Annotated in this window: 24 protein-coding genes and 1 riboswitch; of the genes, 12 read left to right on the plus strand and 12 right to left on the minus strand. The window is 71.0% G+C overall.

The features are described from left to right. Window positions 1-142: 142 nt before the first annotated feature. Window positions 143-362: riboswitch (cobalamin riboswitch) on the minus strand. 188 nt (window positions 363-550) lie between these two features. Continuing rightward, a complete protein-coding gene (locus tag CEK69_RS18195) occupies window positions 551-1,129 on the minus strand; it encodes a hypothetical protein (RefSeq protein ID WP_226975222.1) in 579 nt (192 codons plus the stop codon). Between the two features lie 127 nt (window positions 1,130-1,256). Here CEK69_RS18195 and ompR point away from each other — a divergent pair, with 127 nt between their 5' ends. From ompR to CEK69_RS18210, 3 genes are all read left to right on the plus strand, one after another. Further along, window positions 1,257-1,985, plus strand: coding sequence for a two-component system response regulator OmpR (ompR, locus tag CEK69_RS18200; RefSeq protein WP_152247172.1), 729 nt, complete (start codon window positions 1,257-1,259; stop codon window positions 1,983-1,985). Beyond that, on the plus strand, window positions 1,982-3,250 hold the full coding sequence (locus CEK69_RS18205; RefSeq protein ID WP_152247174.1) for an ATP-binding protein: 1,269 nt from the start codon (window positions 1,982-1,984) through the stop codon (window positions 3,248-3,250). The genes ompR and CEK69_RS18205 overlap by 4 nt, the downstream gene beginning before the upstream one ends. 77 nt (window positions 3,251-3,327) lie before the next feature. Then, window positions 3,328-4,251, plus strand: coding sequence for an alpha/beta hydrolase (locus CEK69_RS18210; RefSeq protein ID WP_152247176.1), 924 nt, complete (start codon window positions 3,328-3,330; stop codon window positions 4,249-4,251). 31 nt (window positions 4,252-4,282) lie between these two features. Here the strand turns inward: CEK69_RS18210 and CEK69_RS18215 are convergent, their stop codons facing one another. The 3 genes from CEK69_RS18215 to CEK69_RS18225 all read right to left on the minus strand — a co-directional run bounded on the left by CEK69_RS18215 (window position 4,283) and on the right by CEK69_RS18225 (window position 6,194). After that, window positions 4,283-5,053 (minus strand): NAD-dependent deacylase, encoded by a 771-nt coding sequence (locus tag CEK69_RS18215; RefSeq protein ID WP_152247178.1) that lies wholly within the window; start codon window positions 5,051-5,053, stop codon window positions 4,283-4,285. A gap of 163 nt (window positions 5,054-5,216) precedes the next feature. Next, complete coding sequence (locus CEK69_RS18220) at window positions 5,217-5,648, minus strand: organic hydroperoxide resistance protein (protein ID WP_152247180.1); 432 nt, start codon at window positions 5,646-5,648, stop codon at window positions 5,217-5,219. A gap of 87 nt (window positions 5,649-5,735) precedes the next feature. After that, window positions 5,736-6,194 carry a MarR family transcriptional regulator gene (locus tag CEK69_RS18225; protein ID WP_017908250.1) on the minus strand — a complete coding sequence of 153 codons (459 nt, stop codon included), beginning with the start codon at window positions 6,192-6,194 and terminating at the stop codon, window positions 5,736-5,738. Window positions 6,195-6,335: 141 nt separating this feature from the next. Between CEK69_RS18225 and CEK69_RS18230 the strand changes: the two genes are divergently transcribed. Then, the gene (locus CEK69_RS18230; protein ID WP_152247182.1) at window positions 6,336-6,734 is read left to right on the plus strand and encodes a hypothetical protein; all 399 of its coding nucleotides are present in this window, start codon (window positions 6,336-6,338) and stop codon (window positions 6,732-6,734) included. Window positions 6,735-6,756: 22 nt separating this feature from the next. On the opposite strand, the gene zapE is transcribed toward CEK69_RS18230, so the two are convergent. Both zapE and CEK69_RS18240 read right to left on the minus strand, forming a co-directional pair. Beyond that, on the minus strand, window positions 6,757-7,854 hold the full coding sequence (gene zapE / locus CEK69_RS18235; protein ID WP_152247184.1) for a cell division protein ZapE: 1,098 nt from the start codon (window positions 7,852-7,854) through the stop codon (window positions 6,757-6,759). After that, the gene (locus CEK69_RS18240) at window positions 7,851-8,516 is read right to left on the minus strand and encodes an alpha/beta family hydrolase (RefSeq protein WP_017908253.1); all 666 of its coding nucleotides are present in this window, start codon (window positions 8,514-8,516) and stop codon (window positions 7,851-7,853) included. Before CEK69_RS18240 ends, zapE begins: the two co-directional genes overlap by 4 nt. 86 nt (window positions 8,517-8,602) lie before the next feature. Here CEK69_RS18240 and CEK69_RS18245 point away from each other — a divergent pair, with 86 nt between their 5' ends. Beyond that, window positions 8,603-9,466 carry an EamA/RhaT family transporter gene (locus CEK69_RS18245; RefSeq protein WP_152247186.1) on the plus strand — a complete coding sequence of 288 codons (864 nt, stop codon included), beginning with the start codon at window positions 8,603-8,605 and terminating at the stop codon, window positions 9,464-9,466. A 196-nt stretch (window positions 9,467-9,662) separates the two neighbouring features. Here CEK69_RS18245 and CEK69_RS18250 read toward each other — a convergent pair whose 3' ends face one another. Next, a complete protein-coding gene (locus CEK69_RS18250; protein WP_152247188.1) occupies window positions 9,663-10,988 on the minus strand; it encodes a GTP-binding protein in 1,326 nt (441 codons plus the stop codon). 75 nt (window positions 10,989-11,063) lie between these two features. Between CEK69_RS18250 and CEK69_RS18255 the strand changes: the two genes are divergently transcribed. Together CEK69_RS18255 and CEK69_RS21130 are read left to right on the plus strand one after the other, a co-directional pair. Further along, complete coding sequence (locus tag CEK69_RS18255) at window positions 11,064-11,447, plus strand: MerC domain-containing protein (protein WP_152247190.1); 384 nt, start codon at window positions 11,064-11,066, stop codon at window positions 11,445-11,447. A gap of 22 nt (window positions 11,448-11,469) precedes the next feature. Further along, the gene (locus tag CEK69_RS21130) at window positions 11,470-11,874 is read left to right on the plus strand and encodes a hypothetical protein (protein ID WP_193314035.1); all 405 of its coding nucleotides are present in this window, start codon (window positions 11,470-11,472) and stop codon (window positions 11,872-11,874) included. Between the two features lie 777 nt (window positions 11,875-12,651). Here the strand turns inward: CEK69_RS21130 and CEK69_RS18270 are convergent. The 3 genes from CEK69_RS18270 to CEK69_RS18280 all read right to left on the minus strand — a co-directional run bounded on the left by CEK69_RS18270 (window position 12,652) and on the right by CEK69_RS18280 (window position 15,793). Continuing rightward, window positions 12,652-14,418: an ExeM/NucH family extracellular endonuclease gene (locus CEK69_RS18270; RefSeq protein WP_152247194.1), complete on the minus strand. Its 1,767-nt coding sequence runs from the start codon at window positions 14,416-14,418 to the stop codon at window positions 12,652-12,654. Between the two features lie 93 nt (window positions 14,419-14,511). Beyond that, the gene (locus CEK69_RS18275; protein WP_017915253.1) at window positions 14,512-15,030 is read right to left on the minus strand and encodes a c-type cytochrome; all 519 of its coding nucleotides are present in this window, start codon (window positions 15,028-15,030) and stop codon (window positions 14,512-14,514) included. A gap of 154 nt (window positions 15,031-15,184) precedes the next feature. Continuing rightward, the gene (locus tag CEK69_RS18280; protein WP_017909842.1) at window positions 15,185-15,793 is read right to left on the minus strand and encodes a TetR/AcrR family transcriptional regulator; all 609 of its coding nucleotides are present in this window, start codon (window positions 15,791-15,793) and stop codon (window positions 15,185-15,187) included. A 132-nt stretch (window positions 15,794-15,925) separates the two neighbouring features. On the opposite strand from CEK69_RS18280, the gene CEK69_RS18285 reads away from it, so the two are divergent. From CEK69_RS18285 to CEK69_RS18300, 4 genes are all read left to right on the plus strand, one after another. Then, on the plus strand, window positions 15,926-17,089 hold the full coding sequence (locus tag CEK69_RS18285; RefSeq protein WP_010341368.1) for an isovaleryl-CoA dehydrogenase: 1,164 nt from the start codon (window positions 15,926-15,928) through the stop codon (window positions 17,087-17,089). Window positions 17,090-17,218: 129 nt separating this feature from the next. Continuing rightward, the gene (locus CEK69_RS18290) at window positions 17,219-18,829 is read left to right on the plus strand and encodes a carboxyl transferase domain-containing protein (RefSeq protein WP_152247196.1); all 1,611 of its coding nucleotides are present in this window, start codon (window positions 17,219-17,221) and stop codon (window positions 18,827-18,829) included. A 1,009-nt stretch (window positions 18,830-19,838) separates the two neighbouring features. After that, a complete protein-coding gene (locus CEK69_RS18295; protein ID WP_152247197.1) occupies window positions 19,839-21,848 on the plus strand; it encodes an acetyl/propionyl/methylcrotonyl-CoA carboxylase subunit alpha in 2,010 nt (669 codons plus the stop codon). 76 nt (window positions 21,849-21,924) lie between these two features. Then, window positions 21,925-22,665 carry a DUF6065 family protein gene (locus tag CEK69_RS18300; RefSeq protein ID WP_152247199.1) on the plus strand — a complete coding sequence of 247 codons (741 nt, stop codon included), beginning with the start codon at window positions 21,925-21,927 and terminating at the stop codon, window positions 22,663-22,665. Window positions 22,666-22,672: 7 nt separating this feature from the next. On the opposite strand, the gene CEK69_RS18305 is transcribed toward CEK69_RS18300, so the two are convergent. Together CEK69_RS18305 and CEK69_RS18310 are read right to left on the minus strand one after the other, a co-directional pair. Further along, window positions 22,673-23,053, minus strand: coding sequence for a hypothetical protein (locus CEK69_RS18305; protein WP_152247200.1), 381 nt, complete (start codon window positions 23,051-23,053; stop codon window positions 22,673-22,675). Window positions 23,054-23,140: 87 nt separating this feature from the next. Next, window positions 23,141-23,689: an excalibur calcium-binding domain-containing protein gene (locus tag CEK69_RS18310; RefSeq protein WP_152247202.1), complete on the minus strand. Its 549-nt coding sequence runs from the start codon at window positions 23,687-23,689 to the stop codon at window positions 23,141-23,143. A 728-nt stretch (window positions 23,690-24,417) separates the two neighbouring features. Here CEK69_RS18310 and CEK69_RS18315 point away from each other — a divergent pair. Next, entirely contained in the window at window positions 24,418-25,761 is a 1,344-nt protein-coding gene (locus CEK69_RS18315) for a hypothetical protein (protein ID WP_152247204.1), read from the plus strand. Window positions 25,762-25,851 lie beyond the last annotated feature (90 nt).

The raw sequence follows: 25,851 nt of genomic DNA on the forward strand, positions 1-25,851 counted from the left end.
TCGCAGGCAGCGGTCCGACCGGGTTCAATGGTGGGCAGGCGGTGTCGCGAAGACTGCAAACGGCGCAGGCACCGGGCCTGCGGGCGGTCAACGCTGCACCGACCCTCTCCCCCCGGAGAGCGCGCGGTCGGCGCCGCGCGGTGTGCTTCGCGCGGCTGTCGGCAGGTCTTCGGGCTGATGGGCAACGGCCGTGGCCGGTTCCTAGCCCGTCGCTTCCCAAGGCGGGCGCCTCAGTGCGGATGACGGGTTCGTTCCCAATTACCGCTGCGGGGCAGCGCCGGAGTTGGCGTTGGCACGCCGCACCGGCTTCCCTTTTGATCCCGCGGCTTGGGGCCGCCGGAACCGACCACCCCAAGATAGTGGGGTCGGTCGGCGACGTCAACGCTAAATATGGGTGAAATTACGAAAACCTAAGCCTGGCAACGGTTTGCCGACGACAGCCGATTCCGGCCCTGCCGCGGCAGCCAGTCGTGGCCGTGACGGGGCCGTGAAGCCGGCCGCGGACAGGCGCATCCCTGCCCCCGAACTTCCGCCGACACCGCACCCTCGCCTACGGCCGGCACGGCACCACGGTGCCGCTCGCATCGGTGCAGGTGCCGGTGTGGACGATGCTGCCGTCCTGCACGCTGGTGCTGCCCTGGTAGCTGCCCTGCGTGCCATCGACGCTGCTCTGGCGGCTGCCGCTGAGCGTGCCGTCGGCGGCCCGGGCCAGGCTACCGCTGCTGCTCGCGCTGGCGCCGTCGGCGCGCTGGACGCTGGCACTGCCCTGGCGGCTGGCGCTGCCGTCGGCGTTGCGCTCGGCGCTGCCTTGGCGCGTGGCGCTGCCGCCGGCGGCGGTCGTGCGGGTAGCGGCGCTGCGCGCGCTGGCGTTGCCCTGGCCGTCGGCCTGCCATTGGCGGGCGCGCTGCACGCTGCCGTGCGCGCCGCTGGCGCTGGCCTGCACGGCGGCGTGGCGGACGCCGTCGGTGCCGCCGGCGGTGCGCGTGCGGGTGTGTTCGCGTGCCGGTGCACTGGGCGCGACTAGGACGCCGGCGGCCAGCGCCAGCAGCAAGGGAGTGATGCGACAGGACAGCGACATGGCGTTCTCCGGTGACGGCAGCGGCGTGCTGCCGAGCGTCACCGTAGCCATGGCGCCGGCGCCGCGGGCGCCGCATCGACCAGCAAATGTTGCCGAACGCCGCGGCGGAAACATCCGCTTACAGTTGCGCCGCGGCGGCCGTTGCCGCGGGGCCGCGGCGCAACCGATAGTGGCGTCCATGGACGATGCCGCGCCCGCTCCCCGCCTGCTGCTGGTCGACGACGACGACCGCCTGCGCGCCCTGCTGTGCCGCTACCTGGAGAGCCAGGGCTTCGCGGTCAAGGCGGTGGCCGATGGCGTGCAACTGCAGCAGGCGCTGGCGCGCGGCCACTACGACCTGGTGGTGCTGGACCTGATGCTGCCCGGCGAGAACGGCCTGGAGATCTGCCGACGCCTGCGCGGCCAGGGCGACCACACCCCGATCGTGATGCTGACCGCCAAGGGCGACGAGATCGACCGCATCGTCGGCCTGGAGATCGGCGCCGACGACTACCTGCCCAAGCCGGTCAACCCGCGCGAGCTGCTGGCGCGGATCCGCGCGGTGCTGCGCCGTACCCGCCCGGGCGGGGCCGGCGCGCCGCAGCCTGACGGCGGCGAGATCGGCTTCGGCCGCTTCCGCCTGCACCTGGGGCGGCGCGAGCTGCGCCGCGACGGCGAGCCGCTGAAACTCACCACCGCCGAGTTCGCGGTGCTGTCGGTGCTGCTGCGGCACCCGCAGCAGCCGCTGAGCCGCGACCGCCTCTCCAGCCTGGCGCACGGCCGCGAACACGAGCCGCTGGGGCGCAGCATCGACGTGATCGTGGCGCGGCTGCGCAAGCTGCTGGAGGACGACGTGCGCACGCCGCGGCTGATCCAGACCGTGTGGGGCGTGGGCTATGTGTACGTGCCGCCGGAGCCGCAGGCGTGAGCGCGCCGGCTTCCCGCGTCGCCGGCTGGCCGCGCAGCCTGTTCGGGCAACTGGCGCTGGTGATCGCGCTGGTGCTGGCCGGCGCCGGCCTGCTGGCGCTGCTGCTCGGCCGCGAACTGGCAGTGCGGCCGGCAGCGCAGCAGCAACTGCGCATGCTGCACGGCTTCGCCAATGTCGCCGAGGCGCTGCAGCGCTCGCCGGCCGCTGCGGCGCTGACGCCGGCGTTGCGCGAAGCCGGGCTGCAACTGCGCAGCGCGCCGCCCACCGCCAGCGCCGCCGGCCCGCTGGCCGACGCGATGCAGCGCCGCGCGGCCGATCAGCTCGGCCCCGGGCGCGCGTTGCGCCGCGATGCCGACGGCACCCTGTGGCTGCACCTGGCCACGCCGACCCCGCTGTGGGTGGCGTTCTCCAGCCAGCCGCGCGAGCACGGCCTGCGCCGGTTCTCGGTGGCGATGCTGGCCGGTTGCGCGCTGCTGGTCTGGCTGGCCGCTGCGCTGGTCGCGCGGCGCCTGGTGCGGCCGCTGCGGCAACTGGCGCAGGCCGCGCCGCACCTGGTCCGCGGCGAACAGGCCGCACCGATCGCCACCGGCGGTCCGCGCGAGGTCGCCGCGCTGGCGCAAGCGCTCACCGCGGCCAGCGCCGACGTGCGCCACGCCGCCGCCGAGCGTGCGCTGCTGCTGGCCGGCATCTCCCACGACCTGCGCACCCCGCTGACCCGGCTGCAGTACGCGCTGGCGCTGCTGCCGCAGGTGGAGCCGGAACTGCGCGAAGGCATGGAGCGCGACATCGGCGAGATCGACGCGATCCTGGCGCAGTTCATCGCCTACGCCCGCGACGGCCGCGACGAACCTGCCGTCGCGCTGGACCTGGCCGACCTCTGCCGGCAGGCGCTGGGCGCGGCGCAGCCCGGCTGGGAGGCCGTCCTGCCCGCGCAGGCGCCGCTGCACGGGCGGCCGCTGGCGCTGCAGCGCGCGCTCGGCAACCTCATCGGCAATGCCGAACGGCATGGCGCGGCGCCGTTCCGGCTGCGCCTGCACGGCGACGGCGGCGATGGCTGGCGCATCGAGATGCGCGACCACGGCCCCGGCCTGGACCCGGCGCTGGCTGCGCGCGCGTTGCAGCCGTTCGTGCACGGCGGCCATGGCGGCAGCGGACTGGGCCTGGCGATCGTCGAGCGCGTCGCGCGCCAGCATCGCGGCGCGTTGCTGCTGCAACCCATCGCCCCACACGGCCTGTGCGCCATCCTGCACCTGCGCCCGGCCTGAACCCGGCGCGCGCCGACGCCCGCACGCGTCGGCCGCGCCACGCCCCTCCTCGCCGTCCTCCATGGAGTGATCCGCCCATGCGCCTGTCCCGCCCCTCGCCCACCCACTGCCTGCTCGCCCTGATGTTGCTGCTGCCGTTGCTCGCCGCCCCCGTCCACGCCCAGGACGGGCGCCTGCGCGCCCGCCTGCTGCAGCGCCTGGCCACGCGCGACGGCGCCGACGGCGCACGCGCGCCCTTGCCCACCGGCGCTCAGGTGCTGCGCGACGTCGCCTACGGCCCGGACCCGGCGCAGCGCATGGACGTGTACCTGCCGGCCGGCGCACGTCAGGCGCCGCTGATCGTGATGGTGCACGGCGGCGGCTGGGCCGACGGCGACAAGGACAACCCCGGCGTGGCCGCCAACAAGGTCGCGCACTGGCTGCCGCAGGGCCATGTGCTGGTGTCGCTGAACTACCGCCTGCTGCCGCAGGCGACGCCGCTGCAGCAGGCGGAAGACGTGGCGCGCGCGGTCGCGCGGATCCAGCAACTGGCGCCGCAGTGGGGCGCCGACTCGGCGCGCCTGGTGTTGATGGGCCACTCGGCCGGCGCGCATCTGGTGAGCCTGCTGGACCTGTCGCCGGACCTGCTGGCGCAGGCCGGGGCGCGCCGCCCGCTGGGCACAGTGGCGCTGGACAGTGCGGCGATGGACGTGGAGCAGGTGATGCAGCAGCGGCATCTGCCGCTGTACGACCGCGCCTTCGGCAGTGTCCGCAGCGACTGGATCGCCGCCTCGCCGTACCACGTCATGGGTGCCAGCGCGCCGCCGCTGCTGGCGGTGTGCTCCAGCCGCCGTGCCGATGCCTGCGCGCAGGCGCGCCACTTGGCCAGCAAGGCCGGCGCCCGCGGCATCCGCGTCGAGGTGCTGCCGCAGGATGCCAGCCACGCGGAGATCAACCGCGACCTGGGCCTGCCCTCGGCCTATACCGCGGCGGTGGACGCGTTCCTGCACACGCTGCGCTGAGCGCCGCGCACGGCCCCCACGACAACCGGGCTCAGGTCACCATGCACTGCTGCAGCAGCAACGGCAGCGCCACCGCGGCGCTGTCGCGCCAGTGCAGGTCGGCGCGCGCCGACAGCGCGCTGGGTTCGGGATTGATCTCGACCACGCAGGCGCCGCGCTCCTTGGCCTGCAGCGGCAGACTGGCGGCCGGATAGACCAGGCCGGAACTGCCGATCACCAGCACCAGGTCGGCGTCGTCGGCCGCGGTCTGCGCGCGCGCCCACTCCGCCGCCGGCAACGCCTCGCCGAACCACACCACGCCCGGGCGCACCGTGCCGCCGCAGGCCGCGCACACCGGCGGCACCAGGCGCTGGCTGGGCGTGTGCACGTCGATCGGCGGCAGCAAGCCGCGCCAGGGCTGGCCGCAGTCGCTGCAGCGCAGCGCCGACAGGCGGCCGTGCACGTGCGCGGCGACCTCGCTGCCGGCACGCTGGTGCAGGTCGTCCACGTTCTGGGTCACCAGGGTGGTGTGGCGGACCTCGGCCAGGCGCGCCAGCGCCAGGTGCCCGGCGTGCGGTTGCGCCTGCGCCACGATCGCCATGCGCCAGCGGTACCAGCCCCAGACCAGGGCGGGGTCGGCACGCCAGGCGTCCTCGGTGGCCAGTTGCTCGGGATCGAAGCGCGACCACAGGCTGTCGTCCTGGCCACGGAAGGTCGGTACCCCGCTCTCGGCGGACATGCCGGCACCGGTCAGCACCAGCAGACGGCGTGCGCCCTGGATGAAGGCGGCGACGGTCTCGGCGTTGTAGGCGGAACTGAGCATGGCGCGCCCGATTTGATCAAGCTCACACTATTGCACCCCCGCGGGGTGGCCTCAATGTGCGTGGCAACACGCGCGGCGCCCACAACGCGAACGGGCGGCCAGTGGCCGCCCGTCGTGTGTCGCCCTGGACCGGCGCAGGCGCCGGCCCGGACATCGCGCTGGCTCAGTCGAGCACGACCAGCTTGACGTCGATGTTGCCGCGGGTGGCGTTGGAGTACGGGCACACCTGGTGCGCCTTCTCCACCAGCGATTCCAGCGTCGCACGCTCCAGGCCCGGCGCGGCGATGCGCAGTTCCACGGCGATGCCGAAGCCGCCCGGGATCTGGCCGATGCCGACATGACCCTCGATGCTCGTCTCGGCCGGCAGCGCCACCTTCTCCTGCCCGGCGACGAACTTCAGCGCACCGATGAAGCAGGCCGAGTAGCCGGCCGCGAACAGCTGCTCCGGGTTGGTGCCGTCGCCGCCGGCGCCGCCGAGTTCGCGCGGGGTCGACAGCTTGACGTCCAGCGCCTTGTCCGGGGTGGCGGCGCGGCCGTCGCGGCCCCCGGTGGCGGTGGCAGTGGCGGTGTAGGCGATGGTGGTCGGTGAAACCATGGTGGTTCTCCTTCGAGGGCGGCGCCGCGGCGCCATGGGGTAGAGGGAAATGCGTAGAGGGAAATGCGCGATCGGGACGGGAATCGGTCAGGCCGCGGCCTGCAACTTGCCGCGGACCTCTTCAAGGTCGTGCTTGAGCCGGGTCAGTTGCTGCAGGTCGCAGGCGACCGCGCACAGCACGCCTTCCGGCACCGCCTGCGCGCGCGCGCGCAGGGCCTGGCCGTCGGCGGTCAGCGCGATCAGCACGCGGCGCTCGTCCTCGGCCGCGCGGCTGCGGGTCAGCAGACCGATCGCCTCCAGGCGCTTGAGCAACGGCGTCAGCGTGGCCGAATCCAGGAACAGCTTCTCGCCGATGTCCGAGACGCTGCGCTGGTCCTGCTCCCACAGCACCAGCATCACCAAGTACTGCGGATAGGTCAGGCCGAGGTCGCGCAGCAGCCCGCGGTAGAGCTTGTGCATGGCCAGGTTGGCCGAATACAGCGCGAAGCACAGCTGGGTATCCAGCTTCAGCAGCGCGGTGGCGTCGGGGGCGGAGGTACGGTCCATGGGCACTACATTACATAGCGCGCTACTTAATAGCAAGCGATATTCATGCTCCGCAGACTCCTCGCTGAAGCCGGCGCCGCCCTCCCCCTCCTGCTGCGAGCGGCGCAGGACTACGCTGCGCGCAACTCGAGGAGCTTCCGCATGCGCGCATCGTTCCTGCTGCTGGCCGCGCTCGGCGCTGCCCCCATCGTGCCCAAGGCCGTGCCCAACACCCTGCCCGACGGCCCGGTGCTGGTGGGTGCCGGTGCCGACGCGCTGGCCCGCGAAACCCGTCGCCAGTGCCCCGGCGTGCCGACCGACCGGCTCACCCCGGCCGATCTGCTCGATGCCGAGGAGACGTTTCGCGATGGGCTGTCCGCGGCGCAGCGCCAGGCCATGGACCGGCAGTTGCCGCAGGACGGCGCGTCCGGGCCGGCCCGCTGCGCGCACAGCGCAGGCGGCGCCAGTTGCCCGGCGGCCGCCTATCTGGAAGAGATCGCCGGCGCAGGCCTGATGCCGCGCTTCGTCGCCGGGCTGTGTGCGCCCGGCGCGGTGCGCTGAGCGTCCGCAGACGCTCCTGCGCTCAGACCCGGTGCGCCGCCGCCAGGTACTCGGCGCTCTGCATTTCGATCAGGCGCGAGGCGGTGCGCTCGAACGCACCGGCCAGGCGCTCGCCGGTGTACAGCAGCGGCGGCGGATCCTGCGCGGTGCAGACCAGGTTGACGTGGCGGTCGTACAGCTCGTCGATCAGGTTGACGAAGCGCCGCGCCGCATCCTCGTTCATGCGGCCGAAATGCGGGATGCCGCCGAGCAGCACGGTGGTGAACTCATGCGCGATCTCGATGTAGTCGCTGGGACCGCGCGGGCCTTCGCACAAGGCGACGAAATCGAACCAGACGATGCTCTTGCCGCGCGCGCGCACCGGGATCTTGCGCCCTTCCAGTTCGATGTTGCCGCGGCGCGCCTCGGCATTGCCGGTCAGCGCGCTCCAGCGCTCGCCCAGCCAGGCATCGCTGTCCTCGGCCAGCGGCGCGCGGTACACCGGCGAGCGGGTCAGCGCGCGCATGCGGTAGTCCTCGGTGCCTTCGGCGTACAGCTCCACGCAATAGGTCTGCAGCAGGCCGATCGCCGGCAGGAAGCTCTCGCGCTGCAGGCCGTTGAGGTACAGGTTCTGCGGCGCGGTGTTGGAGGTGGTGACCAGGGTCACGCCCTCGGCGAACAGGCGCTCGAGCAGGCGCGACAGCAGCATCGCATCGCCGATGTCGGTGACGAAGAACTCGTCCAGCACCAGCACGCGCAGCCGGCTGCGCCACTCCTGCGCGATCTTCGCCAGCGGATCGCTCTGCCCGGCGTGCTCGCGCAGGCGCTCGTGCACGCCGCGCATGAAGCGGTGGAAATGCGTGCGGTACTTCCGCGCGATCGGCAGGCCGTCGTAGAACAGATCGACCAGGAAGGTCTTGCCGCGGCCGACCCCGCCCCAGAAGTACAGCCCGCGCACCGGCTCGGGCTTTTTCCAGAACGCCGACAGCCGGTCCAGCCAGCCCTCCTGGTCGCCGTCCACGATCGCGGTATGGATGCGGTCCAGTTCGGCCAGCGCCGCATGCTGCGCCGGATCGTCGCGCCAGTCGCCGCGCGCCACGCCTTCGGCGTAGCGCTGCGACGGCAATGCCGCCGCGCTCACGCCTGTGCCGCCGGCAGCCAGGCCTTGACCGCGTGCTGCAACGCGCCGCGCAGGTCGATCAGCTTGCGATGGAAGAAGTGGCTGGTGTCGGGCATGCGCACCAGTTCCGGCTGTGCCTCCAGGGTCTCCAGCCAGTCGTACACGGCTTGAGGATCGACGATCTCGTCGGCCTCGCCCTGGATCACCAGCCACTGCGGCGGCGGCGCCATGCCGGAAAAATCCCAGCGCCCGGCCGGCGGCGCGATCGAGATCAGCACCTGCGGCTGCAGCGCGGCGCTGGCGCGCAGCGAGACGTAGGCGCCGAAGCTGAAACCTGCGAGCCACAGCGCGTCGTGCGGACGCTGATCGCGCACCCAGGCGGCCACCGCGGCCAGGTCCTGCTGCTCGCCGTCGCCGTGGTCGAAGCTGCCGGCGGAGGCGCCGACGCTGCGGAAGTTGAAGCGCACCACGCGCACGCCCAGCTCGCGCAGCGCGCGCGCGACCATGGTCACCACCTTGTTGTGCATGCTGCCGCCCTCGGTGGACAGCGGATGGCAGACGATGGCGGTGACCGGCAGCGCGGCGACGTCGGCGTCGGGCAGATCGACCGCGGCCTCGATCGGGCCGGCGGGGCCTTGCAGCGTCAGTGCGCCGGAAGCGGTGGGGAAAGCGGGAGAGGTCATGCGGTCATAATACCGGGGCTGGGTCGCGGCCACATGCCGAAGCGGTGCACGCAGCGTTCTTTTTCCTCCCGATCCGGATCCTGCGTGTGGTCTTCGTCCTGTTGAGTGTGGTGTGCAGCGTGCTGGTCTCGGCGCTGCTGAAGCTGGCGCCGCAGCGGCGCATCGACCTGGCCCAGGCGGTGACCTGGAACTACCTGGCGGCGCTGCTGCTGTGCGCCGCCCTGCTGCAGCCGCCGCTGGCCGCGCTGGGCGATGCGCGCACGCCGTGGGTGTCGCTGCTGGCGCTGGGCGTGTTGCTGCCGAGCCTGTTCCTGGTGCTGGGCCGCACGGTGGCCAACGCCGGCATCGTGCGCACCGACGCGGCGCAGCGGCTGTCGCTGCTGCTGTCGCTGGCGGCGGCCTTCCTCTGGTTCGGCGAACGCGCCAACGGCGCCAAGCTGGCCGGCCTGGCGCTGGGCCTGCTGGCGATCGTCGGTATCGTGCAGCGACCGCAGGCGGCCGCGCACAGCACCGCGCGCACCACGCCGTGGCTGCTGCTGGTGTGGGTCGGCTTCGCCGCGATCGACGTGCTGCTCAAGCGCATCGCCCAGGCCGGCACGCCGTTCGCCGCCTCGCTGCTGGTCGCCTTCGCGCTGGCCTTCGTGCTGCTGCTGGGCGTGCAACTGTGGCGCCACCTGCGCGGCACCGTCCCGTTGGCCTGGCGCAACCTCGGCGCCGGCCTGCTGCTGGGCGCGCTCAACTTCGGCAACATCCTGTTCTACGTGCGCGCGCACCAGGCCCTGCCGGACAGCCCGGCCAGCGTGTTCGCGGCGATGAACCTGGGTGTGATCGGCCTGGGCACCTTGCTCGGCATCGCCGTGTTCGGCGAACGCACCACCCGCTGGAACCGCCTCGGCCTGCTGCTGGCGGTGCCGGCGATCGTCCTGATCGCGATGGGCACGCGCGTCTAGCCCACAGCGCGCCTGCGCATCGACGCGCGACTTCCGCATCCCACCCGCCTCAGCGCATCCAGGCTGGAGACGGACCGGCGCAAATCGAGCAACGGCACCGGAATCACGGTGGGGCGCCCTGGCGCAGGCAGCTAACCATCAGCACCCGCACCCCGCTCTTACGATTCCCCACTCCCGATTCCCCATTCCCGGCCCTTCAGCGCCTCCACACCGGAAACGGATCTTCCAAGCCCTGCCACACCACCGGCCCCTGCCGCAGTTCGGCGTCGTCGAGCAGGCAGGCATCGAGTTCGGCGCGCACCCGCGCCTCGTCCAGGCCGACGCCGATCACCGCCAGTTCCTGGCGGCGATCGCCCCACAGCGGATGCCACATCGCCCGCAGCGCCGCGTACTCGCGGGCGTCGCCGACCTCTTCGGCCTGCGGCGGCGGCGCGTTCCAGCACGCGGTCTGCTGGCGCTGCCAGCCGAGCTCGGTGTACGGCAGCGGCGATGGCGGCAGCGCCAGCGGCGTGTCCAGCAGGCCGCGGTCCACGCGCTCGCGTGCCGCGTACCAGAAGCCGGCCGCCTGGGTCTGGGTGGCCGCGCCGACGATGGACAGTTCGCCGACCCAGTCCATGCGGCTGGCCAGCCAGAAGAAGCCCTTGCTGCGGATCACGTCGCGCAGGCCGCCTTGCGCCAGCCGCGCGAAGCGCAGCGGATGGAACGGCCGGCGCGCGCGATAGACGAAGCTTTCGATGCCGAACTGTTCGGTCTCCGGCGCGTGCTCGCCGCGCAGCGCCTGCATCCAGCCCGGCGCCAGCTGCGCGCGCACGAAGTCGAAGCGGCCGGTATCCACCACCAGCTCCAGCGGCACGTCGCCACGGCTGGCCTCGACGATGCGCGCATCGCGGTTGAGCGCGCGCAGCACCGCGCGGGTGCGGTCGAGCGTGACCGTATCGGTCAGGTCGGCCTTGCTGATCACGATCACGTCGGCGAACTCGATCTGCTCCACCAGCAGGTTGACCAGCCCGCGGTCGTCGTCGTCCCCGGCCTGCAGGCCACGGTCGGCCAGGCGCTCGGCCGAGCCGAAATCGCGCAGGAAGCTCACCCCGTCGACCACGGTGAGCATGGTGTCCAGGCGCGCGACATCGGCCAGGCCGCGGCCGTCGGCATCGCGCACAGCGAAGGTCGCGGCCACCGGCATCGGCTCGGAGATGCCGGTGGATTCGATCAACAGGTAGTCGTAGCGCCCGCTCTCGGCCAGGCGCTGCACCTCCTGGCGCAGGTCGTCGCGCAAGGTGCAGCAGATGCAGCCGTTGCTGAACTCGACCAGGGTCTCTTCGGTGCGACTGAGCGCGGCGCCGCCGTCGCGGATCAGCGCCGCGTCGATGTTGACCTCGCTCATGTCGTTGACGATCACCGCCACCCGGCGCCCATCGCGGTTGTGCAGCACGCGGTTGAGCAGGGTGGTCTTGCCGGCACCCAGGAAGCCGGACAGGACGGTGACGGGAAGGCGGGAATCGGAAACGGCGGACGTGGACATGGCGGGCATCGGCGCGGAGGCGTGGCGGGCTGGAAATGTTACTATATAACACTTGATGCATTGGAGTGATCGTCCATGAAATCCCTGCCGCAATCCTTCTTCGACGCCTCGGCGATGGTGTTGTCCGGGCTGTGTCTGCTGCACTGCCTGGCGTTGCCGTTGCTGGCCGCGGCGTTGCCGCTGTTCGGCGTCTGGGCCGAGGCCGAGTGGGTGCACGTGGTGTTCGTGGCGATCGCCGCGCCGTTGGCGGGGCTGGCGCTGTGGCGCGGGCACCAGCGCGACGCGCTGCCCTGGCCGCTGTGGACGCTGGCGGCACTGGGCCTGCTCGGTCTGTTGGCCGGCGCTTTTGGCATTCCCGACGAGGCCAGCGAGACCGCGATGACGGTGAGCGGCAGTCTGGCGTTGGCCAGTGCGCATCTGTGGAACTGGCGCCGGCATCGGCGGCGTTGCCGGCATTGAGCCCGGGCGCACGCTATGCCGCATGGCGCATGACGTGCGGTCGCCGAACGGCAACATGATCAAGGCGCGGTTTGCTGTGGTGGTCGCCTTGGCAGTTGCCGTTGCCTCTGCTGTTGCCGACGCTTTGGCAGTTGCTGTTGTTGCTCTGGTTGTTGCTCTGGTTGTTGCTGCTGCTCTGGCTTTTGCTCTGGCTTTTGATTTACCGGGTTCCCTTCCGCAGCGGCGGATGGACCGGGGAAAAACCCGAAGGGCGGCGCACATGGATGTGCGCCGTTCGCGGCAGGGGCAGGATGCCCCTTCCGCGAATCCCCGGTGCATCCGCGGACCCGGAGCGCGCAGCGCGGAGGGCGCAAGGCAGGGCGCGCTTTCTTTTGGTTACCTTTTCTTTGCGCGAGCAAAGAAGCGCTTCTCAGCAGCCGAAGGCTGATCAAAGTAACTCGCCCGAAAGGGCGAAAGCCTTTGCTGTTGCTTCAAGCTCTCGTGTCGGACAAGAAGAACTGTAGGAACTGCTTCAGCCGCGACAAACGTACTCGGTCATGCATGTCGCTGCGTAAGCCGCTTCTAAGATCAAGCAGCAGCAAGTGCAAGAGCAAAGCTTTCGCCTTGCGGCGAGTTACTTTTCTTTGCTTGTGCAAAGAAAAGTAACCAAAAGAAAGCACACCCTGCCTACGCGCCCTCCGCGCTAACGCGCTCCGGGTCCGCGTCCAGCCCGGGGATCCGCGGAAGGGGCATCCTGCCCCTGCCGCGGACGGCGCACGTCCCTGTGCGCCGCCCCTTCGGGGTTTTTCCCCGCGCTGGCCGCCGCTTCGGAAGGGAACCCGGTAAGTCAAAAGCAAGGGCAACGGCCAAAGCCAAGGCCACAGCAACTGCCACAGCGACAGCGACAGCGACAGCGACAGCGACAGCCGATGCTGCCGCTCTATCGGGCAAAAGCACCGCATCTATCAGCTTCGATCGGCACAACGGCAAAACGCGTAACCAGCACCGCGAGAGACAAAAGCGTCCTTCAAGATCGCTGGTGACACGCAAGGCAGGATGCGCAGCGGCCGATCACCCCGAAACACAGCGCAACTCCACATGACAGCAGTCGTCCGCTTTGCGAACGACAAGATCCCAGGTAGGAACGTCCCGCACAGCGAGGATGGGAAAAGGAGGCCGACAATCGGCTTTCCCGATTCCCCATTCCCGTTTCCCCACTCCCAGCCTACAGATCAAACCCCAGCAACAACGGATCGTGATCCGAACTGCGCCACGGGCCGGGCAGATCGCGCTCGCGGTAACCATCACTGTCGGGCAGATCGGCGTTGACGTGCCATTCGGCGGCGCCGCGCAACCGCGCTGCCAGCGCCGGACTCAGCAAGGCATGGTCCAGCCGGCCGCTGAGGCCGCGATAGACGAAGCTGTAGGGCTGCGCGACATGCGCCTCCTGCAGCGCGTCGCGCCAGCCGGCGTCGCGCAGCAGGCGCAACGGATCTTCCATCGCATAGGCGTTGAAATCGCCGAGCAGCACGCTGGACGTGCTGCCGGTGCCGGTGGGGTCGCTGCGCAGCCAGGCGTCCAGGCGGCGCGCCGACTCGGTGCGGGTCGCGTTCCAGCAACCCTGGCCGTCGCCGCGGTCGGCATCGGCGCCACTGGCTTCGCCGCACCCTTTCGACTTGAAGTGGTTGGCCACCACCACGAACGGCGCGCCGCTGCCGTGGCGGAAGGCCTGCGCCAGCGGCACCCGGCTGTGCTCGGCGAACGGGCCGCCTTCCAGCATCGCCGGCTTGCCGACCGGGCTCACCCGCGAGGCGCGGTAGATCAGCCCGACCCGGATCGGGTTGTCGCCGGGACCGTGCCCGGCGTCGACGAAGCGCCAGTCGCCCCCGCCGGCGTTGAGCGCGTCGACCAGGCTGGCGATCGCCGAGGTCGGGCCGTAGCCGTCGTTCTCCAGTTCCATCAGTGCGGCGACGTCGGCCTGCAGCGGGCGGATCGTCGCCACCAGCTTGCGCAGCTGTGCCTGGAACTCGGCCGCCGTGCGCGCGCCGCGCAAGGTCGGGAAACCGCCGCCGCGGCCGTCGCCGTTGAAGAAGTTCTCCAGGTTGAAGGCTGCGATGCGCAAGGTGCCGTCGACCTGCGGCGGCGCCGGTTCCTGCGGCGGCGTCAGCTGCAGCGCGGCGGTCGGGTACAGCCGCGCCACGCCATCGATCACCCCGCCGACGATGCCCTCCACGTCCTGGACCGTGCTGCCCGCGCGCGGCGGTGCAGCGGCACTCCCCAGATAGTCCGGAAGTTTTGCCGTTGCCGTTGCCGTTGCCGATGTTGATGTCGGCGTCGGCGTCGGCGTCGGCGTCGGCGCACCGAGCGTGCCCAGGCGCAGCCCGCGCCGCGCGTTGTCGGCCACCACCGTCGCCTGCTCGGCGCTGCCGGGCGCGGCCACTTCGCTGGGCTGCCACAGGCGTCCGCCGAAGGCCACGCCCAGTTCGCCGGTCTTGCCCAGCGCATCGTTGTCGACCACGGTCAGCGGCGCGGCGATGCGCACGCGCATGCCGGCCAGCGCCGACCAGTCGGCCGGCGCCGCATCGAGCACCTGCAGCGGCAAGGGCTGCGCCCGTGCCAGCACGGTATGCCCTTGCTCCAGCACACTGCGCCCGACGAAAGCCGTGCCGGCCTTGGCCGACGCGGCGGCCTGCGGCGCCAGCTCGCCCCACACCCGCACGCGGTCGCCCGGTGCCAGGCTGCGCTCGGCATCGCCGCGCACCAGCAGCGCGTCGGCGGTCAGCGGATCGTCGTCGCCGGCATCCTGCACCAGGTAGCCGCTGCCGCCGGCTTCCACCCGCGCAGTGACCACGCCCTCGAACACCACACCCTGCGCCTGCGGCCCCGGGCGCAACTGCCCGATCGGCAGCAGCGTCGGCGGCGTCAGCGCCTGCGCGGCGGGGGCTGCGACCAGCAGCAGCAACGACAACAACGATGGCGGCGGCATGCGCATGCGATCACTCTCCTTGTTTGCGCCGGCACGCGACGGGCGCGGAAACGAATGCGCCGCCCGAAGGCGGCGCAGTGGCGTGCGGGAGGCGCAAGGTTACTTCAGGTTGGCCAGCATCCAGTCCACGGTGGCGTGGATCTGCTCCTCGGTCAGCCCGGGATTGCCGCCCTTGGGCGGCATGATGCCGCCGTCGGGGCCGGTGTAGCCCTCGATGGCGTGCTTGTAGAGCGTCTCCTTGCCCTGCGCGATGCGCTTGTCCCAATGCGCGTGGTCCAGCGTCGGCGCCTTGCCCACGCCGGTGGTGTGGCAAGCGGTGCACAGGTTGTTGAAGATGGTCTTGCCGTCGGTGGTGCCGCCGTAGGCCGCCTGCGCCGAGGCCTTGGCCAGCGCCGCCGCCTGTGCCGCCGCTTGCGCCGCGGCGCCGGTGCTGCCGGCGTAGACCGCGCCGACCGGGGCGATGCGCTCCTCGGTGCGCTTGAGCGCCACCGGCGACACCTCCGGCGGGATGGCCCGCTGCAGGTAATGCGCGAACACGATCAGGCCGAGGGTGATCAGCACCAGCAGGCCGATCACCATCGAGAAGCGCTTGAGAAATTCGAGGTCGTAATTCCGCACATCACACCCCTTTGGCACGTGGTAATCCGGACCACCGCTACGCGACCGAGTATAGCCAGCGTTTGCGCCGCGCGGCACGCCGGGAGCACACGGAATCGCAGGCGATGCGTGCTGCATCGCAGCAGTTCGGCGCAGGCGGCGCGCCCGGTCGCGCTCAGGCGCTGCCCACCGCGCGCAGGCAGAACCCGCAGACCGCCTCGACCAGGCGCTCGCTGTCGCGCGGGCCGTCGCGGCTGGGCGCGGTCGGGCCGACCAGCGCCTCGGTGTAGGCGCCGACCAGGCACGCCGCGGCCGCCTCCAGGTCCTGCGCGGGAAACTCCCCCGCGGCCACGCCGTCGGCCAGGATGCCCTTGAACACGTCGCCGAGCAGGCGCCGGCAGCGGATGCGCTCGGCGTCCACCTCCGGCTCCACGGGCTCGGCGATGAAGGCATAGGCCAGCCCGGGGCCGGCCAGGGCGCGGCGCACGAACGAGGCGATGGCATCGCGCAGGCGCTGCGCAGCCGGCGCTGGCGCCGCGGCGATGGCGCGCAGGATGGTCAGTTCGTGCTCCACGGCGGCGGTCAGCACCTCCACGAACAGCTCGGCCTTGGACGGGAAATGCCGGTAGATCAGCCCGGTGGAGACCCCGGCCTCGGCCGCCACGGCAGTGACCGGGGCACCACGGAAGCCGTCGGCGGCGATCAGCCGGCGCGCCGCCAGCAGGATCCGTTGGCGGTTGCCGGCGAGGCGTTCTTCCATCAGGGCGGAGCGTTTGTAGGCCATGGCGTGATTCTAAGTTCAATTAATGAATTTCTGTTCACTTCTTTGCCGTTCCCGGCTACGCTGGGCGCTCTTGCCCGGCGCGGGTCCGATTCTAGGCGCCGCCGGCCACCCGCCATTCCCGGAGTTGCCGCCATGCTGATGCCGTCGTTGAATTTCGAGTTGGGCGAGGAGGTCGACCTGCTGCGCGACAGCGTCGCCGCCTTCGCCGCGCGCGAGATCGCGCCGCTGGCCGAGCAGGCCGACCGCGACAACGCCTTCCCCGCGCCGCTGTGGCGCAAGCTCGGCGAACAGGGCCTGCTCGGCCTCACCGTCGAGGAAGAGTACGGCGGCAGTGCGATGGGCTACCTGGCGCACGTGGTGGCGATGGAGGAGATCTCCCGCGCCTGCGGCGCGATCGGCCTGTCCTACGGCGCGCATTCGAACCTATGCGTGAACCAGCTGCGCAAGAACGCCAGCCCGGCGCAGAAGGCGCGCTACCTGCCGAAGCTGTGCAGCGGCGAGCACGTCGGCGCGCTGGCGATGAGCGAACCCGGCGCCGGCTCGGACGTGGTGTCGATGAAGCTGCGCGCCGAGGCGCGCGGCGACCGCTACGTGCTCAACGGCAACAAGATGTGGATCACCAACGGCCCGGACGCCGACGTGCTGGTGGTCTATGCAAAGACCGACCCGAGCGGCGGCGCGCGCGGCATCACCGCATTCGTGGTCGAGAAGGGCATGCCCGGCTTCAGCACCGCGCAGAAGCTGGACAAGCTCGGCATGCGCGGCTCCAACACCTGCGAACTGGTGTTCCAGGATTGCGAGGTGCCGGCCGAGAACGTGCTGGGCGAGGTCGGCGGCGGCGTGCGCGTGCTGATGTCCGGCCTGGACTACGAGCGCGTGGTGCTGTCCGGCGGTCCGCTGGGGCTGATGGCCGCGGCGCTGGACGTGGTGCTGCCGTACGTGCACGAGCGCCGCCAGTTCGGCGAACCGATCGGCAGCTTCCAGCTGATGCAGGGCAAGCTGGCCGACATGTACGTGGGCCTCAACGCCTGCCGTGCCTACGTGTATGCGGTGGCGCGCGCCTGCGACGCCGGCCGCACCACCCGCCAGGACGCCGCCGGCGCGATCCTCTACGCCGCCGAGAAGGCGACCTGGCTGACCGGCCAGGCGATCCAGGTGCTGGGCGGCAACGGCTACATCAACGACTATCCGACCGGGCGCCTGTGGCGCGACGCCAAGCTCTACGAGATCGGCGCGGGCACCTCGGAGATCCGTCGCATGCTGATCGGCCGCGAGTTGTTCGAGCGGACCAAGTGATGCCGCGCAGGATGCGCATCGGCCGTAAGGCCGTTCCGACGTCAGCGCGTCGGGGCTGATCCCGCAAAAGGGGACAAGAGCCCCTCCCACATCGGCCGCCTGCCCTTTCCTTCTTTCCACGGTTCTGCCATGAGCACGATCCAGACCCAGTTGCAACCCGGCAGCGACGCCTTCGCCGCCAATGCCGCCGCGCTGCGCGCGGTGGTCGACGACCTGCACGCCACCCAGGCGCGCATCGCCCTGGGCGGCAGCGCGGCCGCCCGCGCCAAACACCAGGCCCGCGGCAAGCTGCTGGTACGCGAACGCATCGACGCCCTGCTCGACCCGGGCAGCGCGTTCCTGGAGATCGCGCCGCTGGCCGCGCTGGGCCTGTACGACGACGAGGTGCCGTGCGCCGGCGTGGTCGCCGGCATCGGCCGCGTCTCCGGCGTGGAATGCGTGATCGTCGCCAACGACGCCACGGTCAAGGGCGGCACCTACTACCCGATCACGGTGAAGAAGCACCTGCGCGCGCAGGAGATCGCCCAGCAGAACCGGCTGCCGTGCATCTACCTGGTCGATTCCGGCGGCGCGTTCCTGCCGCTGCAGGACGAGGTGTTTCCCGACCGCGACCACTTCGGCCGGATCTTCTACAACCAGGCCAACCTGTCGGCGCAGGGCATCGCCCAGATCGCCTGCGTGATGGGCTCGTGCACCGCCGGCGGCGCCTACGTGCCGGCGATGAGCGACGAGACGGTGATCGTGCGCGAACAGGGCACCATCTTCCTCGGCGGCCCGCCGCTGGTGAAGGCCGCCACCGGCGAGGACGTCAGCGCCGAGGACCTGGGCGGCGCCGACGTGCACACACGCATCTCCGGCGTGGCCGACCACTTCGCCGACAACGACCTGCAGGCGCTGGCGCGGGTCCGCGCGATCGTCGCCCAGCTCAACTGGCGCAAGCCGTCCCCCGCCCTGGCGCTGCGCACGCCGGAGCCGCCGCTGTATCCGGCCGAGGAGCTGTATGGGGTGATCCCGGCCGACCCGCGCAAGCCGTTCGACGTGCGCGAGGTGATCGCGCGGGTGGTGGACGGCTCGCGCCTGGACGAATTCAAGGCGCGCTACGGCACCACGTTGGTCACCGGCTTCGCGCACATCCACGGCTATCCGGTGGGCATCGTCGCCAACAACGGCATCCTGTTCTCCGAGTCGGCACTGAAAGGCGCGCACTTCATCGAGCTGTGCGCGCAGCGCGGCATCCCGCTGGTGTTCCTGCAGAACATCACCGGCTTCATGGTCGGCCGCAAGTACGAGCACGGCGGCATCGCCAAGGACGGCGCCAAGCTGGTGATGGCGGTGGCCTGCGCCAAGGTGCCCAAGTTCACGGTGGTGATCGGCGGCTCGTTCGGCGCCGGCAACTACGGCATGTGCGGCCGCGCGTATTCGCCGAACTTCCTGTGGATGTGGCCGAACGCGCGCATCGGGGTGATGGGCGGCGAGCAGGCGGCGAGCGTGCTGGCGACGGTGCGCCGCGACGGCATCGCGGCCAAGGGCGGGCAGTGGTCGGACGAGGAAGAGGCGGCGTTCAAGGCGCCGATCCGCGAGCAGTTCGAGCGCCAGGGCCATCCGTACTACGCCAGTGCGCGGCTGTGGGACGACGGGGTGATCGATCCGGCGCAGACGCGGCGGGTGTTGGGGCTGGGGTTGTCGGCGGCGCTGAACGCGCCGGCGGAGCCGAGCCGGTTCGGGGTGTTCCGGATGTGAGGGGGCGCATGCGCTCGTTGTTTCAGGCGCGTTCGCGCGGGGATCGGCGGTGGTCACGCAGGTGGTCGCTGGCGATGCCGGCGCTAGTGTGCCCGGCGGTGGACGCCACGATCGGCTCTGCGGACGCGCTCGCTGCGACGGCCTCCGCTTTTGCTGCTGCTTTTGCTCCCGCTTTTGCTTTTGCTCCTGCATTTGCTCTTGCTCCTGCATTTGCTCTTGCTCTGCCTTTGACTTACCGGGTCCCCTCGGCGCGGCAGCCGCGGCGGGGAAAAACCCGAAGGGCGGCGCACATGGATGTGCGCCGTTCGCGGCAGGGGCAGGATGCCCCTTCCGCGAATCCCCGTCGTGGCTGCGGACCCGGAGCGCGCAGCGCGGAGGGCGCGCTGCGGGGTGTGCTTTCTTTTGGTTACTTTTCTTTGCACAAGCAAAGAAAAGTGACTCGCCGCCAGGCGAAAGCTTTGCTCTTGCACTTGCTTCCACGGTGGCGGCCGCTGAATCGTAGGAGCGGCTTCAGCCGCGACAGACAGAACGGACTCTCGCTGTCGCGGCTGAAGCCGCTCCTACAGATCTTCTCGTCCGACGAAAAAGCTTCAATCAACAGCAGTAGCGACAGCAAAAGCTTTAAAGGCTTTCGCCCTTGCGGGCGAGTTACTTTTCTTTGCTCGCGCAAAGAAAAGGTAACCAAAAGAAAGCGCGCCCTGCCTCGCGCCCTCCGCGCTGCGCGCTCCGGGTCCGCGTCCAGCCCGGGGATCCGCGGAAGGGGCATCCTGCCCCTGCCGCGGACGGCGCACGTCCCTGTGCGCCGCCCCTTCGGGGTTTTTCCCCGTGCTGGCCGCCGCTTCGGAAGGGAACCCGGTAAATCAAAAGCCGGAGCAACAGCCAAAGCCAAAGCACGGCAACAGCAACTTCTACCGCTGACGCTGCTCCGGCTGAACACCTACGACGTAACTCTTGCGCACGTCTGCGCACCGCAAGCGCGACACCTCTAACCTTCTCCAGGCACCCGACCATGGCCACCCCCGACCTGCCGACCTTCGACAAGATCCTCATCGCCAATCGCGGCGAGATCGCCTGCCGGGTGATCGCCACCTGCCGCAAGCTCGGCATCGCCACCGTGGCCGTGTACTCCGATGCCGACCGCGACGCGCGCCACGTGCGCCTGGCCGACGAGGCCGTGTACATCGGCGCCGCGCCGGCGCGCGAGAGCTACCTGCGCGGCGAGCGCATCCTCGACGCTGCGCAACACAGCGGCGCGCAGGCCATCCATCCCGGGTACGGCTTCCTGTCCGAGAACGCGGAGTTCGCCGAGGCCTGCGCCGCGCGCGGGCTGGTGTTCATCGGGCCGCCGCCGGCGGCGATCCGCGCCATGGGCGACAAGAGCGCGGCCAAGGCGCTGATGCAGGCGGCCGGGGTGCCGCTGACGCCCGGCTACCACGGCGAGCAGCAAGACCCGGAGTTCCTGCGCGCGCAGGCCGCGGCCATCGGCTACCCGGTGCTGATCAAGGCCAGCGCCGGCGGCGGCGGCAAGGGCATGCGCCGGGTCGATGGCGACGAAGAGTTCGCCGCCGCGCTCGCCGCCTGCCAGCGCGAGGCGCAGGCCGCCTTCGGCAATGCGCACGTGCTGGTGGAGAAATACGTGCTGCGGCCGCGGCACATCGAGATCCAGGTGTTCGGCGACAGCCACGGCGAGCTGGTCTATCTGTTCGAGCGCGACTGCTCGGTGCAGCGCCGCCACCAGAAGGTGCTGGAGGAAGCGCCCGCACCGGGCATGGATGCGGCGCGGCGTGCGGCGATGGGCCAGGCCGCGGTGGAGGCCGCGCGCGCGGTGGGCTATGTCGGTGCCGGCACGGTGGAGTTCATCGTCGCACCCGATGGCGCGTTCTACTTCATGGAAATGAACACGCGCCTGCAGGTGGAGCATCCGGTCACCGAATGCATCACCGGCACCGATCTGGTGGAGTGGCAACTGCGCGTGGCCGCCGGGCAGCCGCTGCCGCAGCGCCAGCACGAACTGGCGATCCACGGCCATGCGCTGGAAGCGCGGCTGTACGCCGAAGACCCGGCGCGCGGGTTCCTGCCGTCGATCGGCACGCTGCAGCACCTGCGCCTGCCCGCCGCCGACGCGCATACGCGGGTCGATGCCGGCGTCGAGCAGGGCGATGTGATCGGCCCGCACTACGATCCGATGATCGCCAAGCTCATCGTCTGGGACGTGACCCGCGAGCGCGCGCTGCGGCGCATGCAGGCGGCGCTGGCGGCCTGCCAGGTGGTCGGCGTGTCGACCAATGCCGCGTTCCTGCAGCGCCTGGTCGGCACCAGCGCGTTCGCGCAGGCGGACCTGGACACCGCGCTGATCGAGCGCGAACACGCGGCGCTGTTCGACACCCCGGCCCCGACCACCGATGCGCTGTGGAGCCTGGCGGCGCTGGCCTGGCAACTGCACGCGTCGGCGCCCACCGCGCACGCGGCCGATCCGCACTCGCCCTGGGACCTGCGCGACGGCTGGCGGTTGGGCACGCCAGCCGCGCATGCGCTGACGCTGCAGCATGGCGATACCCAGCGCACGCTACATCTGACCGCGCATGCCGGCGGCTGGCGGATCCACGCCGCGCAGGCGAAGGAGGCGCTCGAGGCGAGCGGCCAGTTGCGCGACGGGCGCCTGTCCGCCTTCCTCGGCACGCAGCGGGTGCAGGCCGATGCGGTGTTCGCCGGTGCGCAGTTGCACCTGTTCGTCGACGGCCACGGCTACCTGTTCGAACGCCACGACCCGGTCGCCGAGGCCGACCAGCCGGCGGTGGAGAGCGGCGGGCTGACCGCGCCGATGCCGGGGCGCATCGTCGCCCTGCTGGTGGCACCCGGCACCCAGGTGAGCCGTGGCACGCCGCTGCTGGTGCTGGAAGCGATGAAGATGGAGCACACCCTGCAGGCACCGGCCGACGGCACCGTGCACGGCTTCCGCGTGCGCGAGGGCGAGCTGGTCGGCGACGGCGTGGCGCTGCTGGATTTCGAAGCGGCGTGAGCGCTGCGCCTGGCGCGGTCGCCAAGACCGCAGCGAGGCGTCACACTCGGCGCTGGTCCATCCTCCTGCGCGCGCCATGAAACTCACCGCCCACGTTCTCGACGGCCACACCCTCGACGTACGTCCGGCGCCGCGCGAGCGGCCGTGGATGGACCGCACCTCCGAGCGTTACGCGTACCGCTGCCTGCCGCTGGACATCGCCAACGCGCACGGCTGGGAGCTGCTGTGCCAGACCGCGTTCGAGGCCGAGTGGAACGGCGGCAACGCGCTCGACGACCTGCGCGTGCAGCCGGCGCCGGGCACGCACGCGCCGGCGGTCAGCCACTTCGGCTACGGCGTGCTCACCTTCCACGTGCCGTGCCTGTTCCGCACCGAGGCCGGCGTGGACCTGTACGTCACCGCGCCCGTGAACCGGCCCAAGGACGGCATCGCCGGGCTCACCGGGCTGATCGAGACCGACTGGAGCCCGTACACCTTCACCATGAACTGGCAGTTCACCCGGCCCGGCCGCGTACGCTTCGACGCCGGCGAGCCGTTCTGCCACTTCTTCCCGGTGCAGCGGCAGGTGCTGGCCGAGACCGAGCCGCGCTGGCAACCGCTGTCGCAGACGCCGGAACTGGAGCGCGAACACCAGGCGTGGATGCGCAGCCGCGGCCAGTTCCTGCACGATCTGGAGCAGCCCGATTCCGACGCCAGCCGCGAAGGCTGGCAGCGCAGCTACTTCCGCGGGCCGGCGCCGGGGCAGTGCCCGGCCGGCGTGGAGCACCGGGTGAAACTGCGGCTGGCGCCGTTCACCCGCAGCGACGACGCGGAGTGAGGACCGCTCAGCGCACGTGGCGCTGGCGCACACGGGTGGACAGGCGGAACACGCCGTAGGCCAGCAGCATGCCCAGGATCCCGGCCACGGCATGCGCCCAGTCGAACACGCGCGGGCCGATCCCGCCGACCTGGTCGCCCCACAGGTTGAACAACACCAGGACGATGGCGGTCAGCCCCAGGCCGGCCAGGAACGCGGCACGGTTGGCGCCCAACGCGTAGAACAGGAACGGCAGGCCCAGCCCGACCAGGAAATGCACCGGGAAGAAGTACACCGAACCGTACGGGCGCAGCAGCGACCAGACGATGGCGGCGAAGACCGCGACGAAGACGAACAGGCCCAGCGACAGGGCGCGGGTCTTGGCGGAGGAAAGACGTGGCTCGGTCATGCGTCACCTGCAGGCAATCGGCGACCGTAACGGAGTGCGGATCACGGCCCGGTCAAGACCCCGCGTTGCCCACGCGGCTGCAGACGCTCAACGCGAAGATCGGCACCACTGCCGTTCGCACGGCACGCCGTCGTGGTTGCCGTCCATCTCCACACCCGGGCAGTGCTGCAGGAAGTACACCGCTTCGTCGCACGAGGTCATCTGCGCGCAGTGCGTGCGGCCGTCGCAGTGGAAGGCAGGCGCCGTCGTGGGCGCGGTGGGCGCTGACGACACCGGCGCCGAGGGTGCCGCAGGGCTTGCCTGCGGTGCCGCCACGAAGCGCAGCGCCGCGTAGGCCGCGATCGCTAGCACCGCCAGCAGCATCAGCACACCGAGCCAGAGACCGCGACGCGGACGCGGTGCCGCACGCGCGGGCGATGGCGGTGCCCGACCGGGACGCATCACCCGCATGGCCCGCGGCCGTCCCTGCGCGTCGTGCTCCAGGTCGAAGGAGATCAGTTCGCCCACCCGCGGGGGAACGCCGTCGGCAGGAAACGCCGCGCGTTGCACCTCGGCTTCGGTCTCACGATGGGCAAGGCGCACCCGGCCGCAGCCGCGCTCCTCGTTCCACTGAATCAAGGTCCCGTGCGTGCGCATGGCGTCACCGCAAGAAAGTGCATCGCCGCGGTGGACGCCGCCGTGCCCGGTGCGTCCACCGTCCCCACCGCGCCTGCTCCCGCCAGGCGCGGCCCCGCGTGCAGCATGCCATGGCTGTGGCCTGCGTGCCGACCGGCCACCTGCTGCAGGCGCGGTCGCGCGACGGCCGGTCAGCCACGCGCCGCGGCGACGCCGGCGGTCGCAACTGTCTACCACCGGCGGCGCGGCGCTCGCTAGAGTCCGAAGCGTCGAGCAACGCCGACGCCCGCTCCCACACGCGGTTGGCGATCGACGCGCAACCCGGCATCGCGGCCGCCGCAGGGCGCCGCCCCCGCAGCATTCGTCCCCCGATGCTGCCCTGCCGGGCCCGCGCGTTTCCCCCACGCTCGACGCGACAACCGTCTTCAACGCAGTTGCCTTCCACACGGGGTCAGGAGAGCGACATGGACATGTCTTCGGTCCGCTAGGCCGTTTCACGCATCCACAGCAGCGCCGCCGCGTCTCCACGGTGGCGGAGGATGCTGCACTTCCCATCGCGTCTCTCGCTTCGTCTGCGCGCGCAGGCGGATGCGTACGCCCGTGCCTGCGCGCGGCCCTGGCGCGACGGGACTCCTTTCACCGCGGCCGCGCAGTAGCGCGGGCGTGCGGCCGGTCCGGGGCCAGGGGATGTCCGGACACAGGACGCGGCATCGCCCGCTCGCACCGACGCACACGACCGGAGGTCCATCATGCAACTGCCTCATCCGCGCATTCTCGCCATCGCCACCGTGCTGACCCTTGCCAGCGGCGCCGCCTCCGCCGGGCGCTTTCCGGATTTCGGCTACGCGCCGCCCTCTACGTACAAGGGGCCGCTGTTCCAGCTCAGCCAGGACTATCCGCAGCAACCGCCCAGCGGCCCGTTGCCGGCGTTCTTCCAGAAGCTGCCCAAGCCGCTGAGCAACAACTTCGAAGCCTGGCGCGGCTACGCCGATGCCGTGAAGGCCTACTGCCTGGAAGGCAACGTCGAAAGCGACTGGTACGTGCAGAACAACAAGGTGCGGCGCTGGTACCACGCGCCCTGGCAGCACTACGGCCCGCTCGGACGCGAAGGCGTGCATGGGCTGACCAAGGAAGCGCAGATCCAGGTCAAGCAACTGGCGCCGACCCAGCTCACCACCGGCCAGACCTTCGCGGTCGGCATCTACAACGATATCGGCGCCTACACCTTCGGCCAGGTGTGGAAGGATCCGCAGAACCCGGATCCGAGCTTCACCACCAAGCCCAACACCTTCCGCGACGGCACCGTGGTGTGCAAGGCGCTGTTCGCCGACGTGGACCTGAGCCAGGTGCCGTTCCTGCGGAACCCGGTGCTGTGGAACGCCTGGGTCACCAACAGCTTCAAGTCCGCCGACCGCGCGTTCAAGCAGGTGGCGCTGATCCAGATGGATTTCGCCGTGCGCGACAGCCGCGTGCCCGGCACCGGCTGGATCTTCGGCACCTTCCAGTACAACGGTGCGGTCAGCGGCAAGCCAGGCTGGCAGAACCTGGTGCCGGTGGGCGTGATGTTCGGCAACGATCCGCAGAACACCGGCGACGACTACACCAACAAGCAGCCGACCCAGACCCGGATCAATCCGCGCATCCTGCAGTCGGCGATCAACACCAGGCCGGAACTGCCGCCGACCCACCTGGGCTGGAACGGCCGCCTCAACGGCCCGGTGGACAATCCGATCAGCTCCTGCATGAGCTGCCACATGACCGCCGAATCGCCGCAACTCTCGCCGATGAACCCCACCTTCCAGGCGCCGGACAAGGTGCCGCCGGTCGGTTCCAAGGAATGGATGCGCTGGTTCCAGAACATCCCCGCCGGGCAACCGTTCGACGCGGCGGCCAAGAGCACCGACTACAGCCTGCAGCTGGCCGGCGGCATCGCCAACTTCTACGACTGGAAGTGCACCCAGGACGGCGTGTTCGTCAGCGGCGGCAACCTGTGCGAGCAGAGCAAGACCTCGCTGAAGCTGATGCGCTCCACCACGCCGCCGCCGACCGTGTACCCGGTCGAGCGTGGGGTGAGCAACCAGGAGCTGGAGTAAGCACCGCAACGCCGTGCCTGCCGCGTGCCGTCCGACGGCGCCGGCAGGCACGGCCTGTGCCGAGTGCGGCGCAAGGCGCAGCAATGAGCG

Source organism: Xanthomonas sp. LMG 12462, from assembly GCF_009192885.1.
GTDB classification, from domain to species: Bacteria; Pseudomonadota; Gammaproteobacteria; order Xanthomonadales; family Xanthomonadaceae; genus Xanthomonas_A; species Xanthomonas_A sontii.